This is a genomic window from Stenotrophomonas sp. 62841_Sma (assembly GCF_056482945.1).
The window spans coordinates 4,675,234-4,691,504 of the sequence record NZ_CM151224.1 but is presented as its reverse complement, the minus strand read 5'-3'; the positions used below and the strand labels follow the sequence as shown (position 1 = coordinate 4,691,504).

Annotated in this window: 16 protein-coding genes; all 16 read left to right on the top strand. The window is 67.4% G+C overall.

Translation table 11 applies throughout. The features are described from left to right. Nucleotides 1-20 precede the first annotated feature (20 nt). A complete protein-coding gene (locus tag ACZK5G_RS21820; protein WP_478464808.1) occupies nt 21-1,319 on the top strand; it encodes an ABC transporter permease in 1,299 nt (432 codons plus the stop codon). A 1-nt stretch (nt 1,320) separates the two neighbouring features. Beyond that, a complete protein-coding gene (locus tag ACZK5G_RS21815; RefSeq protein ID WP_478464806.1) occupies nt 1,321-2,520 on the top strand; it encodes an ABC transporter permease in 1,200 nt (399 codons plus the stop codon). 128 nt (nt 2,521-2,648) lie between these two features. Beyond that, a complete protein-coding gene (locus tag ACZK5G_RS21810; protein ID WP_049462287.1) occupies nt 2,649-4,046 on the top strand; it encodes a cytochrome ubiquinol oxidase subunit I in 1,398 nt (465 codons plus the stop codon). 1 nt (nt 4,047) lies between these two features. Next, nucleotides 4,048-5,061, top strand: coding sequence for a cytochrome d ubiquinol oxidase subunit II (gene cydB, locus ACZK5G_RS21805; protein ID WP_478464805.1), 1,014 nt, complete (start codon nt 4,048-4,050; stop codon nt 5,059-5,061). Nucleotides 5,062-5,279: 218 nt separating this feature from the next. Continuing rightward, a complete protein-coding gene (locus tag ACZK5G_RS21800) occupies nt 5,280-6,023 on the top strand; it encodes a beta-ketoacyl synthase chain length factor (protein ID WP_164080044.1) in 744 nt (247 codons plus the stop codon). Beyond that, nucleotides 6,016-6,813, top strand: coding sequence for a lysophospholipid acyltransferase family protein (locus ACZK5G_RS21795; RefSeq protein WP_006402207.1), 798 nt, complete (start codon nt 6,016-6,018; stop codon nt 6,811-6,813). The genes ACZK5G_RS21800 and ACZK5G_RS21795 overlap by 8 nt, the downstream gene beginning before the upstream one ends. Continuing rightward, on the top strand, nt 6,800-7,057 hold the full coding sequence (locus ACZK5G_RS21790) for a phosphopantetheine-binding protein (protein WP_005411610.1): 258 nt from the start codon (nt 6,800-6,802) through the stop codon (nt 7,055-7,057). Before ACZK5G_RS21795 ends, ACZK5G_RS21790 begins: the two co-directional genes overlap by 14 nt. Before the next feature lie 17 nt (nt 7,058-7,074). Beyond that, complete coding sequence (locus tag ACZK5G_RS21785) at nt 7,075-7,332, top strand: acyl carrier protein (protein ID WP_006402206.1); 258 nt, start codon at nt 7,075-7,077, stop codon at nt 7,330-7,332. Between the two features lie 22 nt (nt 7,333-7,354). Then, nucleotides 7,355-7,906 carry a COG4648 family protein gene (locus ACZK5G_RS21780; RefSeq protein ID WP_478464804.1) on the top strand — a complete coding sequence of 184 codons (552 nt, stop codon included), beginning with the start codon at nt 7,355-7,357 and terminating at the stop codon, nt 7,904-7,906. After that, nucleotides 7,899-9,584, top strand: coding sequence for an ApeI family dehydratase (locus ACZK5G_RS21775; RefSeq protein ID WP_478464802.1), 1,686 nt, complete (start codon nt 7,899-7,901; stop codon nt 9,582-9,584). Before ACZK5G_RS21780 ends, ACZK5G_RS21775 begins: the two co-directional genes overlap by 8 nt. Continuing rightward, nucleotides 9,574-10,344, top strand: coding sequence for a glycosyltransferase family 2 protein (locus ACZK5G_RS21770; protein ID WP_478464800.1), 771 nt, complete (start codon nt 9,574-9,576; stop codon nt 10,342-10,344). Before ACZK5G_RS21775 ends, ACZK5G_RS21770 begins: the two co-directional genes overlap by 11 nt. 1 nt (nt 10,345) lies before the next feature. Beyond that, nucleotides 10,346-11,287, top strand: coding sequence for an LpxL/LpxP family acyltransferase (locus ACZK5G_RS21765; protein ID WP_014038933.1), 942 nt, complete (start codon nt 10,346-10,348; stop codon nt 11,285-11,287). Continuing rightward, nucleotides 11,277-12,827, top strand: a complete 1,551-nt coding sequence (locus ACZK5G_RS21760; protein WP_478464798.1) for an HAL/PAL/TAL family ammonia-lyase — start codon at nt 11,277-11,279, stop codon at nt 12,825-12,827. The genes ACZK5G_RS21765 and ACZK5G_RS21760 overlap by 11 nt, the downstream gene beginning before the upstream one ends. Further along, a complete protein-coding gene (locus ACZK5G_RS21755) occupies nt 12,814-13,245 on the top strand; it encodes an acyl-CoA thioesterase (protein WP_478464796.1) in 432 nt (143 codons plus the stop codon). The genes ACZK5G_RS21760 and ACZK5G_RS21755 overlap by 14 nt, the downstream gene beginning before the upstream one ends. After that, nucleotides 13,242-13,871 (top strand): outer membrane lipoprotein carrier protein LolA, encoded by a 630-nt coding sequence (locus tag ACZK5G_RS21750; RefSeq protein ID WP_032129174.1) that lies wholly within the window; start codon nt 13,242-13,244, stop codon nt 13,869-13,871. The genes ACZK5G_RS21755 and ACZK5G_RS21750 overlap by 4 nt, the downstream gene beginning before the upstream one ends. Then, entirely contained in the window at nt 13,843-16,218 is a 2,376-nt protein-coding gene (locus tag ACZK5G_RS21745; RefSeq protein WP_478464795.1) for an MMPL family transporter, read from the top strand. The genes ACZK5G_RS21750 and ACZK5G_RS21745 overlap by 29 nt, the downstream gene beginning before the upstream one ends. The last annotated feature ends 53 nt before the right edge of the window (nt 16,219-16,271 follow it).

The window sequence follows — 16,271 nt, the reverse complement described above, 5'->3', positions numbered from 1 at the left end:
GCAAAGGCCAAGGAGGGTACGTGCACGGTTACTACATCAAGATGTCGTTGATTCGATTCAAGCAGCGAGTCGGCACTCATCTGTCAATCGCTCTCATGCTGGGTGCGGGGGTAGGGATCACCACCGTGATGCTTTCCATTGTTCTCCAGGCATCGTCGGATCCCGCTCCAGGCCGGAGCTCGGCATTGTTCCGCCCTTACCTTGACGCGCGTCCAGATGCACTGCGCAGTGGCTCTCCGGATCCTGGTCAGTCACTGACCTGGCCAGACGCGAAGGTGCTTCTGAACCAAGGCCGGACGTGGAAGCAGGCAGCAATGGCAGGGGGCGCGGTGACGCTCTCCCGGCCGGGACAGCCCAGCGCAAGATTGCGCGCCAGGTTCGCCACGTCCGAAGTCTTCAGTGTCCTCGGCATTGCCGTTGTTCAAGGGCGCGCATGGACCGCCGAGGAGGGGCATGCTGCGAGTCGAATCGTGGTTCTGTCGCGTGCGCTCGCAGAGCGCGAGTGTGCACAGGACTGTGTTGGTCATCAGTTGGACCTGGGCAGACGCACCTATACCGTGGTGGGTGTCGCGGAGGATTGGCATCCGGTGCCTATGTTTCAGGGAGACCTCACACGCAGGCCGTTTGTGGAGCCTGACGAGATCTACCTGCCGCTTGAAACCGCAATCGCAGACAAGCTGACTGTTTTGGACGGGACTGCGATCTGGGGTGGTGACCAGGACACGGATCCTGCAGGGGCCAATGTTTCCTGGCTTCAATTGTGGGCGTGGCTGCCCACCGCAGATGATGTCGCCGCTTACCGCGCGAATCTGAACGCCTATGCGCATGAAAAGGGGCTTCGGATCGAGCCAGGCGCCCAGCAGGTGGCACTCTGGCCGTTGATGGATTGGCTGGACAGGCTGGGATTGGTTCCGGAGCAGGCCAGGATGCAGCTTCGGTTGTCGCTGATCCTGCTCGGCGTTTGCATCGTCAACGCGGCGGCGCTGCTGAGCTTCAGTCTGGGGCGCCGTCGGCGGGAGCTCGCGATACGACGTGCACTGGGAGCACGACGCCGAGACGTGTTCATCCAGCTCATGTGGGAATCCATCGCGGCGGGCGTCGCAAGCGGTGCGCTCGCTGTCGTCACCTATACGCTGGGAATCCGGGTGGTTGCTGCGGGAGACGTTCTGCCCAGCGCGATAACAGCGATGCATGCCGGGGCAATGCTGATGGCGGCTGGTCTGGGAGTCGTCACGACGTTGCTCTGTTCATTGGTCCCATCGTTTGAAATCTGCAGGGTCAGCTCACTGTCGAGTGCCTTCGCGAAGGGGGCTGCCTGAAATGTTCGAATCAATGAGGGAGACTCGACGACATCTGGGAAGCGCCGCACTGCTTGCAGTGCAGGCTGCGCTTGCAAGCCTGGCATGTGCGTTCGCACTGCAATCTGTGCTGGACAGCTTCGCCAGATTGAACACCCGCAGCATCCGGGACGCAGTATCGATTGGTGTGGTCAGGGTCTCGGATGTCGAAGAAGGCGCTGATGCTGCAGTGCTGCGGGCAGACCTGTCCGCGATCCGGCTGCCCGGTGTTCAGGGCACGGTTGTGAGCGACGCTGTTCCGTTCGGGGGAAGAGCCCATCGATACGGCGTGTGCACCAGCGAGTCGGCCATGGCGTACTCGATGAACGCGGGTACGACAGACGTTGCTGGATGTGATCGCATTCCCGTGGCAACTGCCAGCTCTGGCTTGCTGGCGATGCTGGGCGCGGGAATCGTCCTGGGACGGGATGCCACAGAGGACGACATGGCTGAAGGTGCTCCGGTAGTGCTGATCAGTGAAGCGCTGGCTGCCCGTCTGTTCGGAACGGAGAGTGCTGTTGGCCGCCACCTGTATTTCGGCCCCGGCAGCAGCCGGGTCATCGTGGGCGTATTTGCGTCTGTTGCTGGACCGGCACCAGGAGGCAATGAGCGGGACTCGCAATGGGCGCTGCTTCCGGGCCTTCCCACGGGCGCCAGTCGCTATTATCTGGCGAAGTGGAAGTCGGAGGTTGATCGTTCATCGCTTGATCGCACTGTCGATGCGCTGCAGCGGCCCTATCGGATCGTGAATTCGACCGGTGTCGAGACGCTGGCGGGATATCGCGACGCCTACGTCAAAGCTGATCGCTTCGCTACGACCGTGCTCGCGGTCATGACGGCCATCGTTCTCGGTGTGCTGATGGCCGGGGTTTCCGGAGTCGTAGGCGCCTGGCTTGATCGGCGCCGGCACTCCATTGGGGTTCGACGGACACTCGGTGCTCGCGGCTCAGTGATCTTTGCCGAAATCATGTTCGAAGTTTCACTGTTCACCACACTGGGCGCCCTGCTCGGCGCGTTGTCGTTGCAGTGGCTAGGGCCGCCACAGGATGGCATCACAGGTTCACTGTGGTTCTCGATATCGAGCGCTGTCGTGCTGGTGATGGCGGCCTGCTTGACTGCATTGGCACCCCGGGCCCGGCGAATCGCCAAGGAGCCGCCCTTGACCCTGCTGAAGCCCCTGTAGCCCGTTCATCCTGTCATCCAGCTTCCCTGCGACAAAGTGAAGCAGCGCGTCACCCGGTCGCATCCCACCTTAACGAAATCCTCCTAAAGTGGTCCGGTATCCCACCGGTCACAGGCAGGAGGCGTCCCTTGGACGCGTTGTTGTTGTCCCGGATCCAGTTCGGATTCGTCATCAGTTTCCACGTGCTGTTCCCCGCCTTCACCATCGGTACGGCCAGCTGGCTGGCCTTCATCGAATGGCGGTGGCTGCGCACGAAGTTGCCCGTGTGGCGCGAGCTGTATTTTTTCTGGCAGAAGATCTTCGCCGTGTCGTTCGGCATGGGCGTGGTCAGCGGCATCGTCATGGCCTTCCAGTTCGGCACCAACTGGCCGCGGCTGAGCGAGGTGGCCGGCACGGTCATCGGTCCGTTGCTGACCTATGAGGTGCTGACCGCGTTCTTCCTGGAAGCCAGCTTCCTCGGCGTGATGATGTTCGGCTGGGGCCGGGTCTCGCCGCGCCTGCATTTCTTCTCCACCTGCATGGTGGCGCTGGGCACGCTGTTCTCCACGTTCTGGATCCTGTCGTCCAACAGCTGGCTGCATACACCGGCCGGCTACGAGATGGTCAACGGCATCGTGCATCCGGTGGACTGGTGGCAGGTGGTGTTCAACCCCTCGTTCCCCTATCGCCTGGCGCACATGGCGCTGGGCTCGTTCATCACCACCTGTTTCGTGATCGGTGGCGTGGGCGCGTGGTACCTGCGCAAGGGCACACATGTCGAGGCCGGACGGCGCATGCTGATCGCGGCGGTGGCGTTCGCGGCGCTGACGGTGCCGGTACAGATCTTCGTCGGCGACATGCATGGCCTGAACACGCTCAAGCATCAGCCGATGAAGATCGCGGCGATGGAAGCGCACTGGCATGAAACCCAGGAAGGCGAGGGCGTGCCGCTGGTGGTGTTCGCGCTGCCGAACGAGAAGGAAGAGCGCAACGACTTCGAAGTCGCCATCCCGAAGCTGGGCAGCGTGATCCTCACCCACAGCCTGGACGGCACCTTCGATCCGCTCACCTCGGTGCCGGCCAGCGAACGTCCGCCGGTGACGCCGGTGTTCTTCGCCTTCCGCATCATGGTCGGGCTGGGCACGTTGATGCTGCTGCTGGCCTGGGTGTCAGCGTTCCAGCTGTGGCGCAGGAAGCTGCTGGATTCGCCGTGGCTGCTGCGCGGTTGGAACTGGATGCTGCCCAGCGGTTTCATCGCACTGCTGTCCGGTTGGTTCGTCACCGAGATGGGGCGCCAGCCGTGGGTGGTGTATGGCGTGCTGCGCACCGCTGATGCGGTCGGCCCGCAGAGTGCGTGGATGACGGCGTTGTCGCTGGGTGTCTATGTGGTTGGCTATGCCTTCGTGTTCGGCTGGGGCATCTGGTACCTGGTGAAGATCCTGCGCCACGGGCCGCAGCCGTATGCCGAGGGGCCGTCGCTGGACCATGGCAGCCATACCCCGGCACGTCCGTTGTCGGCCGCCGATGAACCGCTGGAGGAGCGCTGACATGGACCTGATGACCTGGCTGCCGGTGGCGTGGTTCGCGGTGATCGGCTTCGGCGTGCTGATGTACGTGGTGCTGGACGGCTTCGTGCTCGGCATCGGCATCCTTGCCCCGTTCGCCGAGGACGAGGAACAGCTGGACCTGATGATGAACACCGCCGCGCCGATCTGGGACGGCAACGAGACCTGGCTGGTGCTCGGTGGCGCCGGCCTGCTGGCGGCCTTCCCGAAGGCGTATGCGGTGCTGCTGTCGGCGCTGTACCTGCCGGTGCTGCTGCTGGTGGTGGCGCTGGTATTCCGCGGCGTGGCCTTCGAGTTCCGCTTCAAGGCGCATCGATCGCGCCGGTTGTGGAGCGTGGCGTTCGGCCTCGGTTCGCTGCTGGCCACGTTTGCCCAGGGCGTGATCCTCGGCACCCTGGTGCAGGGCATCCCGCTGGTGGACGGTGTCTATCAGGGCGGGCCGTTCGCCTGGTTCAGCCCGTTCGCGATGCTGACCGGTGCCGCACTGGTGGCCGGCTATGCGCTGCTGGGCAGCACCTGGCTGATCCTGAAGACCGAAGGGCGCGTGCAGGCGCTGGCGCGGCAGATGACCCGGCCACTGGTGGTGGCGGTGATCGCGGCGATGGGCCTTGTGAGCAGCTGGCTGCCGTTCCTCGATTCGCGGTTGATGGATCGCTGGTTCAGCGACGGCAACTTCTGGTGGCTGTCGCCGGTGCCGCTGCTGACCCTGACGGTAGCCGCCGCGCTGTGGCGCAGTGCCACCCACCCGCGCCGTGACCTGCCGCCGTTCCTGCTCAGCCTGGCCCTGTTCGTGCTCGGCTTCCTCGGCCTGGTGCTGGGCATGTGGCCTTATCTGCTGCCACCGTCGATGACCCTGTGGCAGGCCGCCGCGCCGGCGTCGTCGCTGGGCTTCACGCTGGTCGGGCTGGTCATATTGCTGCCGGTCATCCTCGGCTATACGGCGTGGTCCTACCGGGTATTCCGCGGCAAGGTGCACGCCGACACCGGTTACCACTGATCGATTGAACACGGGGCCTGCCGGTGCCGGGCCCCGTGTTGGGGAATGTGAAACCTGCACACCCTGCGCGGGACGTGCTAGCGTGCGCTCCTTTCCGGCGGCCAGGGGGGCAGCCGGCGACGTCCTGGACGGACGCACGGCTGCAGGAACGGGGGGGCCGCCGCGCGTCGCCGTAATGGCTCGTGCCTATCGTTCTCCCGTTGAAGCACCATCGCTAAATGATCGAATTCTCCATCGTCGACTGGGCCGCCTGGGCGCCCGGCCTGAGTGAGCGTAGCCAGTGGCTGGGCTGGGCCGATGCGCCGTACCCGCCGCATGGCGCGGACACGCCGGCGCTGGCCGAAGTGCCGGCGATGCAGCGCCGCCGCATCGAGCGGCTGGGCCGGATGGCGATCCAGGCCGCGTGCTGGTGCGAGGACGGGCAGGGCGCCGACAGTGACGTGCCGCTGGTGTTCGCCAGCCGCCACGGCGACGTGGCCCGTTCGATGGACCTGCTGGGCGCGCTGGTCGGCGACCAGCCGTTGTCGCCGACCGGATTCGGTCTGTCCGTGCACAACGCGATCGCGGCGCTCTACTCGATCGCTCGCGGCCACCGCGGCAACTACCTGGCGCTGGCGGCGGGCCAGGCCACGGTGGAGACGGCTTGCCTGGAGGCCGTCGGCCTGCTGGCCGACGGTGCCCGCGAGGTGCGGGTGGTGGTCTATGAGTCGCCACTTCCGGAAATTTACGCGACGTTCGCCGACGAACCCGACCCGTTCTTTGCCTGGTGCTGGCGCCTGACCGCCCCGGCAGAGGGCCGACCGACGCTGTCGCTGCAGTGGCAGCCGGCCGACGCCCAGGCCAGCACTGCGCCCGGCCTGCTGCCGCATGCGCTGGACCTGCACCGGTTCCTGTTGTCCGGCGCGCCGGCGCTGGAACACGTGGCCCACGGCCAGCGCTGGCGCTGGAGCCGCCGTGGCTGAGCTGCTGCGCCGCCTCGACCATGCCTGGCGGGTGTTTGGCACCGGCCTGAGCTTTGTCGCATTTGGCCTGGGCGGCCTGCTGCTGGGCGTGCTGGTGATGCCGGTGCTGTTGCTGATGCGCGACCCGGTGGTCCGCCGCCGCCGGGCCCGCCGCGTGGTCCAGGCCGCCTTCGCCAGCCATCTGCGGCTGATGCGCGGGCTGGGGGTGATGACCTACGAGATCGAGGGCGGCGAACGCCTGCAGCGCGACGGCCTGCTGGTACTGGCCAATCACCCGACCCTGATCGACGTGGTCTGCCTGATCTCGCTGCTGCCCAACGCCGACTGCGTGGTCAAGCGGGCCGTGGCCTGCAACCCGTTCATGCGCGGTCCGGTACGGGCCGCCGGCTACATCTCCAATGACGATGGCGCCGGCCTGGTCGATGACTGCGTAGCGGCGGTACATGCCGGCGGCACCCTGGTGATCTTCCCGGAGGGCACCCGCAGCGTGCCCGGGCAGCCGCCGCGGCTGCAGCGTGGGGCCGCCAACATCGCCGTACGGGGCCGCCTGGACGTCACCCCGGTGCGGATCACCTGCAGCCCGCCAACGCTGACCAAGGGGCAGAAGTGGTATCGTGTCCCCTCACGTCGCTTTCACGTTCGGCTGCAGATCGGCGAAGATATCCCGATCGCGCCATTTCTGGCCGAAGACGACTCGCCAAGGGGGGATGCCTTGGCAGCCCGTCGCGTCACCGAGCACCTTTCTCGTTATTTCGACCTGTCTGGAGATCCGAACCGTGCAAGCACTTGAGCACGAGATCAAGGAATTGATCATTTCCTCCCTTTCGCTGGAGGACATCACGCCGGAGGACATCGATCCGACCGCCCCACTGTTCGTCGAGGGCCTCGGCCTGGATTCGATCGACGCGCTGGAGCTGGGCCTGGCGCTGCAGAAGAAGTACGGTGTGAGCCTCTCGGCCGATTCGGAAGAAACCCGTCGCCATTTCTCCAGCGTGCGCGCGCTCGGCGAGTTCGTCGCCGCCCGCCAGTCGTAACGGTGCCAGGACCTGCCATGACCAAGAATGAACTGTTCGAACGCATCGTCAGCATCCTGACCGACAGCTTCGAGATCGAAACCGCCCGGATCACCCCCGAGGCCCGCCTGTACGACGACCTGGACATCGACAGCATCGACGCGGTCGATCTGATCGTTCAGCTGAAGCCGTTGCTCGGACGCAACCTGCAGCCGGAAGCGTTCAAGGCCGTGCGTACCGTGCAGGACATCGTCGATGTGGTGCACAGGCTGCTGCCGGACCAGGCAGCCGCCTGACCGCAGCGCCGGCGGCTCCACCATGGCACGCGCACGCACGGTCGTGGTGGCTGCGATCTCGCTGGCCTACCCGGTGCTGGTGTACCTGGCGATGGGCCGCTTCGAGCCACGCTGGTTGTCGCTGCTGCTGTTCACCCTGGCCCTGCTGCGCGCGCTGAGTACGCGCCAGCCGCTGTGGTGGGCCGCGTCCGCCGGCACCGGCCTGCTGGCGGTGCTGGCCACTGTGCTCAACCAGGCCCTGCCGCTGAAGCTGTACCCGGCGCTGGTCAACGCAGTGATGCTGGCGGTATTCGGCACCAGCCTGCGTTTCGGCCCGCCGCTGGTGGAACGCCTGGCACGGCTGCAGGAACCGGACCTGCCCCCGTTCGCGGTGGCCTATACCCGCCGCGTCACCCAGGTGTGGTGCGGCTTCTTCGTTCTCAACGGCAGCCTGGCCCTGCTGACCGCGCTGTACGCGTCGGACCGGGTCTGGATGCTCTACAACGGATTGTTGGCGTACGTGATGATGGGCGTGTTGTTTGCAGGTGAGTGGCTGGTGCGGCGGCGGGTGAAGGCGGCGCACGCGCATGGCTGAGTGGATTGCCCTGGACCGGCTGCTGCTGGAGGCGCGGCCGCATCGAAGCGTTGGCGTCTGCGATGGCGAGGTGATCGACCACGCCCGCTTCCGCCAGCGCGTACTGGCCTGGCGCGCCGCGTTTGCGGCGGCCGAAGGCCGTGACTGGGCCCTGTATTTCGATGATGCGGTGGCCTTTGCCGCTGCGTTGTTCGGTGCCTGGCATGCCGGCAAGCGGGTGTTCCTGGCTGCCGACAATCTGCCGGCCACGCTGCAGGCGCTGCAGCCGCAGGTGAGTGGTTTCGCAGGCGACGTGTCCGCCGATTATCGTGCGCTGGCGGCGCTGGACGCCGCACCGGACGAGGGTCTTCAGGCGCTGGACGAGCGCGCCTGCGAGCTGTGCGTGTTCACCTCCGGCAGCACCGGACAGCCCAGTGCGATCAACAAGCGCATGGACCAGCTGACGCGCGAGGTGGACGCACTGCAGGCTGCGTTCGGCACGCAGCTGGAAGGCGTGCAGGTGCATGGCACGGTGTCGCACCAGCACATCTATGGCCTGCTGTTCCGCGTGCTGTGGCCGCTGGCTGCCGGCCGCCTGATCCATCCACGCCGGTTCTTCCACGAAGATCTGGTGGGTGCGCTGGCCGGTACCGATACGGTGCTGGTCGCGACCCCGGCCCACCTCAAGCGCCTGCCCGAGCAGCTCGACTGGGCCAGCCTGCATGGCCGCCTGCGCGCGGTATTCTCCTCCGGTGGCCCGCTGCCGGAAGAAGCCGCACGCCAGGTGCGGCAGTGGCTCGGCGTGGCACCGACCGAGGTCTATGGCAGCAGCGAGACCGGCGGCATCGCCTGGCGCCGCTGGGACACCGACCTGCCGCCGTGGCAGCCGCTGCCCGGCGTGCAGTGGCGCATCGAGGAGGGCTGCCTGGCGGTGGCCTCCGCACATCTGGAAACCCCGGATTGGTGGCGTACCCAGGACCGTGTTGAAGCGTTGGCCGATGGCCGCTTCCGCCTGCTGGGCCGCGCCGACCGCATCGTCAAGATTGAAGAGCGCCGCGTTTCGCTGGATGCACTGGAACGTGCGTTGCGCGACGACGCCGAAGTGGATGACGTGCGCGTGCTGGTGCTGCCCGGGCAGCGCGAGCAGCTGGCCGCGGTGGTGGTACCGGCCGACCCGACGCTGCTGGAGGGCGGTGAGGCCGCGCGCCGCGCGCTGGGCCAGCGCCTTGGCACACGCCTGGCACAGGCTCATGACGCGGTCACCCGACCGCGCCGCTGGCGGCTGGTGCCGGCGCTGCCGATCAACGCACAGGGCAAAGTCACCCAGGCGGCACTGGCAGCGCTGTTCCAGCCGCTGATGCCGGTGCCGGTCTGGGATCACCGCGATGCGGCCAGCGCCACGCTGCGGATGACCCTGGACCCGGCGCTGCGGCCGTTCCAGGGCCAGTTCCCGCAGGCGGCGATCCTGCCCGGCGTGGCGCAGCTGGACTGGGCGGTGCGGTTTGGCCGCCAGGTGTTCGCCATGCCGGCAGTGTTCCTGCGCATGGATGCGGTGAAGTTCCAGCACGTGGCCCGCCCGGGCGATGAGCTGACCCTGCAGCTGGACTGGGATGCCGCACGCAACGTGATGGCCTTCCGTTACACCTCCAGCCACGGTGTGCATGCCAGCGGCAAAGTGGTCTTCGCCGATGCGGACTGATCCGGCCGGTGCCGGTGCCGCGTTCGCGCCACTGGTGGTGATTCCCGTCTACGACCACGAGCACGCCATCGCGGCGGTGGTCGACGGCGTGCAGGCCGCCGGCCTGCCATGCCTGCTGATCGACGATGGCTCGCATGAGGCGTGCGCGGCAGCATTGCGTTCGCTGGCACAGCGCCAGGGCGTCGACCTGCTGCGCCTGGACGTCAACCAGGGCAAGGGCGGGGCGATGCTGGCCGGTTTCGCCGAAGCCGGCGCGCGAGGCTACAGCCACGTGCTGCAGATCGATGCCGACGGCCAGCACGATACCCGCGATCTGCCACGCTTCATCGAAGCGGCGCGCGCCCATCCCGAGGCGGTGATCTGTGGCATTCCGGCCTACGACGCCAGCGTTCCCAAGGCGCGCCTGTACGGCCGCTACGCCACCCACATCTGGGTCTGGATCAACACGCTGTCGCTGCATCTGCGCGACACCATGTGCGGCTTCCGCGTGTATCCGCTGCCGCCAGTGCTGCGCCTGGTCGGCGAAGAGACCATCGGCCGGCGCATGGATTTCGATACCGAAGTGATGGTGCGCCTGTACTGGCGGCACCTGCCGGTCGAGCACCTGGCCACGCGCGTGACCTATCCATCCGATGGCGTCTCGCACTTCGATGTGTGGCGCGACAACGTGCGCATCAGCCGCATGCACACCCGCTTGTTCTTCGGCATGCTCTGGCGCGCACCGCGCCTGCTGTGGCGCCGCCTGCGGGGGCAGCGCTGAGATGGCGGCCGCGCAGGGGGCCCCGCACTGGGCCGACATCGGCGAATCCACCTCGGTGGCCGGCGTGCTGTTCCTGTGCTGGGTGCACCGCTGGTTCGGGCGCTGGCCGTTCCGCCTGTGCGTGTGGCCGGTGGTGGCCTGCCACTGGCTGGGCAACCGCGTCGGCCGCCAGGCCTCGATGCAGTACCTGCAGCGGCTGCAGGCATACAGCGGCGTGCTCGGCCGCACGCCGACCCGGCGTGACAGCCTGCGCCATTTCTTCGCCTTCGCCGATACGATGCTGGACAAGATCCTCGGCCTGGGCGGGCGCTATCCGGCCGAACGCATCCACCTGCATCGCGACCTGGTGCTGGAGAAGATCGCGCGCCGCGAAGGCGGGCTGATCCTCACCGCGCACATCGGCTGCCTGGAGCTGTGCCAGGTACTGGCCGAACAGGTACCGGGGTTCCGCATCACCGTGCTGGTGCACACCGCGCATGCGCAGCGCTTCAACCGCCTGCTGCAGCGGCTGGACCCGCTGGCGGCGGTGGAGCTGGTGCAGGTAACCGAAATGGGCCCGGCCACGGCAGTGATGCTGGCCGAGCGCGTGGCGGCGGGTGGCTTCGTTGCCATCGTCGGCGACCGCACGCCGGTGCAGGGCGGACGCAGCGTCACCGCCGATTTCCTTGGCCACCGCGCCCCGTTCCCGATCGGCGCCTATGTGCTCGCCGCCGCGCTGGGTTGCCCGGTCTACACGATGGCCTGCCTGCACCAGGGCGAGGGTTATCGCGTGGCGTTTGAACAGTTCGCCGAACGCATCGTGCTGCCGCGTGGCTCGCGCGATGCCGCACTGGCCGAACAGGCACAGCGCTTCGCGCGCTGGCTGGAACTCCAGGTCATCCAGTCCCCGTTGGACTGGTTCAACTTCTTCCCCTTCTGGGATCAGGCTCCGCATGACGACTGACGCCGTACCCGTGTGCCGCTTTGGCGATGCACCGTTGACCATTGAAGACGTGGTTGCCCTGGCCCAGCGCCAGTGCGACGCCGCCCTGAGCGACGCGCCGGCGTTCCGCAAGCACATCCAGCGCGGTGCCGATTTCCTCGACCGCCTGCTGCGCGAGGACGGGGTGATCTATGGCGTGACCACCGGCTACGGCGACTCGTGCACGGTGAACATCCCGCCGGCGCTGGTGGCTGAGCTGCCGCACCACCTGTACACCTACCACGGCTGTGGCCTGGGCCGTTACCTGGACCCGGTCGAGACCCGCGCGGTGCTGGCTGCGCGCCTGGCCTCGCTGGTGCGTGGCATGTCCGGTGTCAGTGTGCCGCTGCTGGAAGGCCTGGCCACACTGCTGCAGCACGACGTGCTGCCGATGATTCCGGCCGAGGGCTCGGTGGGTGCCAGCGGTGACCTGACCCCGCTGTCGTACGTGGCCGCGGTGCTGTGCGGCGAGCGCGAGGTGCTGCACGACGGCCGCGTGCAGCCGGCGGCGGATGTGCTGGCGAAGATCGGCATGACCCCGTTGAAGCTGCGGCCGAAGGAAGGCCTGGCGATCATGAACGGTACCGCGGTGATGACCGGCCTGGCCTGCCTGGCCTGGCAGCGCGCCGATTACCTGGCGCGCATGGCCACGCGGCTGACTGCGTTCAACGTGCTGGCCAGCGACGGCAACGCGCATCACTTCGACGAAACCCTGTTCGCCGCCAAGCCGCACCCGGGCCAGGGCCGCATCGCCGCGCGCCTGCGCAGCGACCTGCACAGCGAGCGTCCGCCGCGCAATGAACAGCGCCTGCAGGACCGCTACTCGCTGCGCTGCGCGCCGCATGTGATCGGCGTGCTGGAAGACAGCCTGCCGTTCCTGCGCCAGCTGATCGAAACCGAACTGAACAGCGCCAACGACAACCCGCTGATCGATGCTGACGGCGAGCGCATCCTGCACGGCGGTCATTTCTACGGCGGCCACATCGCGCTGGCGATGGACACCCTGAAGAACACCGTGGCCAACCTTGCCGATCTGCTCGACCGGCAGCTGGCGCTGGTGGTTGATGCCCGCTACAACCATGGCCTGCCGGCCAACCTGTCGGCGGCCACCGGCCCGCGCGCGGCCATCAACCATGGCCTGAAGGCGCTGCAGATCAGCGTTTCGGCATGGACCGCCGAAGCGCTGAAGCAGACCATGCCGGCCAGCGTGTTCTCGCGCTCCACCGAATGCCACAACCAGGACAAGGTCAGCATGGGCACCATTGCCGCGCGCGATTGCCTGCGCGTGATCGAGCTGACTGAACAGGTAGTGGCCGCGATGCTGGTCGCTGCCCGCCAGGGCCTGGCGCTGCGCGAACGGGTTGGCCTGAACGCGCAGCTGCATGGCAGTCTGGCCGACATGTACGCCGACCTGGGGCAGCGCATCGCCCTGGTTGAAGAAGACCGCGCGCTGGATCGCGAACTGCGGGAACTGCTGGTGGAGATCCGCGCGCAACGTTGGGAGCTGTATGCCGGTGAATGAAGCAATCGAACGGGTCGGCGAGATTTCGCTGACCCCGGCCTTCCATGACTGCGATCCGATGAACGTGGTCTGGCATGGCAACTACTTCAAGTACTTCGAGATCGCGCGCTGCGCGCTGCTCGGGCGCTACGACTACGACTACCCGCAGATGCTCGAATCGGGCTACCTGTGGCCGGTGGTCGATGCCCGGGTGAAATATGTGCGCCCGCTGCTGTTCAACCAGGCCCTGCGCGTGATCGCGCGCATCGTGGAATGGGAGAACCGGCTGAAGATCGAGTACGAGATTCTCGATGCGCAGAGCGGCCAGGTGCTGACCCGCGCGATGACCATCCAGGTTGCGGTGGACGCTGCCAGCAAGGAAATGCTGTACCAGTGCCCGCCGGTGCTGTGGGAACGCCTGGGAGTGCCTGCGCCATGAACCGAGCGAACCGTTTCGCCCGTGCGCTGCTGTGCGCGCTGCTGCTGCTGGCCGCACCGCTGGTGCAGGCGGCCGACCCCGCCATCGATGCGATCACCCAGGCGGTGGCGCGGCCGGATGTGCTGCGTGGCCAGTTCAGCCAGGAAAAGCAGGTCAGCGGCTTCAAGAACCCGCTGCGTTCGCAGGGCCGGTTCGTGGTCGCGCGCCAGCACGGCGTGATCTGGAGCACGCTCAAGCCGTTCCCCTCCGAAGTGGTGGTCACCGCCGACCGCATCCTCAGCCGCCAGCGCGATGGCAGCACCCGTGTCGAGCTCGATGCGCGGCAGCAGCCGGCGATGCGTTCGGTGAACGCGATCATGTTCGCGCTGATGAGTGGCGACGTGCAGGCGCTGTCCAGCCAGTTCAACGTGGCGGCCAGCCGTGAAGGACAGGGCTGGCGGCTGCGCCTGACGCCGAAGTCGGCGATGCTGGCCAAGGCTTTCGAATCGCTGACCCTGCAGGGCGACCGCTACGTGCGCCAGGTCGAGATCGTCGAGGCCAACAAGGACCGCACGCAGATCCAGTTCAGCGCGTTGAGCGAGACGCCGGCCACGCTCAATGCCGACGAGGCCCGCCGCTTTGAGTGAGGCCGCGGCATCGAACGCACCGGACCGGTTGCGGCGCTGGTGGCACTGGCTGGGCATCGCCTGGCTGCTGGTGCTGCTGGTGATGGGCGCGCAGCAGTGGCGCCTATGGAGCCAGCAATCGCGGATCGACACCGACATCCTCGCCCTGCTGCCGCAGGATGCACAAGACCGCCTGTTGAGCGATGTCACCCGGCGCATTGCCGATGGCAGTTCGCGGCAGGTGGTGGTGCTGCTGGGCAGCAAGGACGGCGCCGGCGCCAAGCGTGCGCAGACGGCTTTTGCCGCGGCCATGGCCAAGGACGCCGATCACGCCCTGCTGGTACCCAGCGGCTCGATCGAAGGCTGGTTCGATGAGGCGCGCGCGTTCTACGCGCCGTACCGTGACCGCCTGCTGACCCCGGCCCAGCGCGAGCAGCTGCAGGGCAGCGAGCCGGGCGCGCTGGCCGAACAGGCGTTGGCCGCGCTGTACGGCCCGATGGGCGCGCCGCGCCTGACCGACTGGCGGCAAGACCCGTTGTCGCTGTGGCCGCAATGGTGGCAGCAGCAGGCGCAGGGGTCGGGGCTGCGGTTGGGCGATGACGGCCTGCTTGAAGCCGAGGGCAGGCACTGGGCCGTGCTGCAGTTCGATACGCCCGGCTCGGCGTTCCAGCTGGATGGCGAGCGCCATCTCGATGGCCTGCTGGAACGTGCCGGGCAGGCCGCAAAAGCAGCGGCGCCGGAGCTGGAAATCCTGCACGCCGGCGTGCCGCTGCATGCCGAGGCCGCCGCGGTGCAGGCCAACCAGGAGATCAACACCATCGGTTGGGGGTCGCTGGCGGCGGTGCTGCTGCTGGTGTGGCTGGCATTCCGCTCGCTGCGGCCGATCCTGCTGGTCGCCGCCTCACTGCTGATCGGTTGTGGCGTGGCGCTGGCGGTGACCGTGCTGGTGTTCGGCAAGGTGCACGTGCTGACCCTGGTGTTCGGTGCATCGCTGGTGGGCGTGGCCGAGGACTACGGCATTCACTGGTTCGCCTCGCGCCAGGCCGAGCCGGCCGATCGTCGCTGGAAACTGCTGCGGCATCTGCTGCCTGGCCTGTGGCTGGCCCTGCTGACCAGTGCGCTGGCCTACCTGGCTTTGGGCCTGGCCCCGTTCCCGGGCCTGCGCCAGATGGCGCTGTTCTCGGTGGTCGGCCTGGCTGCCGCCTTCCTCACGGTGATCTTCTGGTTCCCGTGGCTGGATGGTGGCGAGATCCGCCAGACCCGCTTCTCGCAGTGGCTGGGCAACACGCTGGAGCGTTTCCCGCGCCTGCATGGCCGCCGCGCGGTGACGATGTTCGTGGTGATCACGCTGGCACTGTCTGCCATCGGCATCGCGCGCCTGCAGAGCAACGACGACCTGCGCAGCCTGCAGTCGTCGCCGCCGGCATTGATGGCGCAGCAGATCCGCCTGAGCCAGTTGCTGGGCATGCCCAGCCCGGCGCAGTTCTACCTGGTGCAGGGTGCCGATGCCGCGCAGCTGCTGCAGCGCGAAGAAGCGCTGACCGAACGCCTGCGTGTATTGGCCAACGACAAGCGCATTGGTGGCTATCGCGCGATCAGCGATTGGCTGCCGTCGCCGTCGCGGCAGCAGGCCGATGCCGCGCTGACCGCGAAGGTGGAACCCGGCGTGCTGTCAGCCGTGTCCGAGGCCGTGGGCGAGCCGCTGCAGCGACCGCAGTTCGCGGCAGCGCCGCTCAGCGCCGAAGCCTTCCTGGCCTCGCCGGCGTCGCAGCCGTTCCGTCATCTGTGGGTGGGTGAGGTCGGTGGGCAGATGATCAGCGTGGTGATGGTCGATGACCTGTCGCGCGCCGATGCGCTGGCCACCCTGCAGGGCGCGGCCGAAGGCCTGCCGGGCGTGCGCTGGGTGGATCGCACCGCCGACTTCTCCATGCTGCTGGGCCACTACCGCAAGCTGATGGGCGGGCTGCTGCTGGTCGGCATCGTGCTGGTGTTCGGCGCGCTGTGGCTGCGCTACCGCCGCCAGGCCTGGCGCGTGTTTGCGCCGACCCTGATTGCCGGTGCGCTGACCCTGGGCCTGCTGGGCCTGTTCGGCCAGCCGCTGCAGCTGTTCAACGTGCTGGCTTTGATGCTGCTGCTGGGCATGGGCATCGACTACGGCATCTTCCTGATCGAGCACCGCGGCGATGCCAGTGCCTGGCTGGCGGTGTGCGTGGGCGCGGCCAGCACCTGGTTGTCGTTCGGCCTGCTGGGCCTGTCGCAGACCCCGGCGCTGCGCGCGTTCGGCCTGACCCTGCTGTTCGGCATCGGCCTGGTCTGGCTGATCTCGCCGCTGTTCAGGCCGCCGCCGCACGACCTGCCGTCGGCCTGAGCCTGTTTCCCGACTTCCTTCTTTCCACTTGATCGAGCAACAAGGACGCACCG

Excerpts from the sequence above, each read along its gene's own strand:
- ACZK5G_RS21770 (WP_478464800.1), top strand. The coding sequence starts at position 9,574 with ATGCGGACTGATCCGGCCGGTGCCGGTGCCGCGTTCGCGCCACTGGTG.
- ACZK5G_RS21800 (WP_164080044.1), top strand. The coding sequence starts at position 5,280 with ATGATCGAATTCTCCATCGTCGACTGGGCCGCCTGGGCGCCCGGCCTG.
- ACZK5G_RS21755 (WP_478464796.1), top strand. The coding sequence starts at position 12,814 with ATGCCGGTGAATGAAGCAATCGAACGGGTCGGCGAGATTTCGCTGACC.
- ACZK5G_RS21765 (WP_014038933.1), top strand. The coding sequence starts at position 10,346 with ATGGCGGCCGCGCAGGGGGCCCCGCACTGGGCCGACATCGGCGAATCC.
- ACZK5G_RS21780 (WP_478464804.1), top strand. The coding sequence starts at position 7,355 with ATGGCACGCGCACGCACGGTCGTGGTGGCTGCGATCTCGCTGGCCTAC.
- ACZK5G_RS21785 (WP_006402206.1), top strand. The coding sequence starts at position 7,075 with ATGACCAAGAATGAACTGTTCGAACGCATCGTCAGCATCCTGACCGAC.
- ACZK5G_RS21750 (WP_032129174.1), top strand. The coding sequence starts at position 13,242 with ATGAACCGAGCGAACCGTTTCGCCCGTGCGCTGCTGTGCGCGCTGCTG.
- cydB (WP_478464805.1), top strand. The coding sequence starts at position 4,048 with ATGGACCTGATGACCTGGCTGCCGGTGGCGTGGTTCGCGGTGATCGGC.
- ACZK5G_RS21745 (WP_478464795.1), top strand. The coding sequence starts at position 13,843 with ATGCCGACGAGGCCCGCCGCTTTGAGTGAGGCCGCGGCATCGAACGCA.
- ACZK5G_RS21815 (WP_478464806.1), top strand. The coding sequence starts at position 1,321 with ATGTTCGAATCAATGAGGGAGACTCGACGACATCTGGGAAGCGCCGCA.
- ACZK5G_RS21760 (WP_478464798.1), top strand. The coding sequence starts at position 11,277 with ATGACGACTGACGCCGTACCCGTGTGCCGCTTTGGCGATGCACCGTTG.
- ACZK5G_RS21775 (WP_478464802.1), top strand. The coding sequence starts at position 7,899 with ATGGCTGAGTGGATTGCCCTGGACCGGCTGCTGCTGGAGGCGCGGCCG.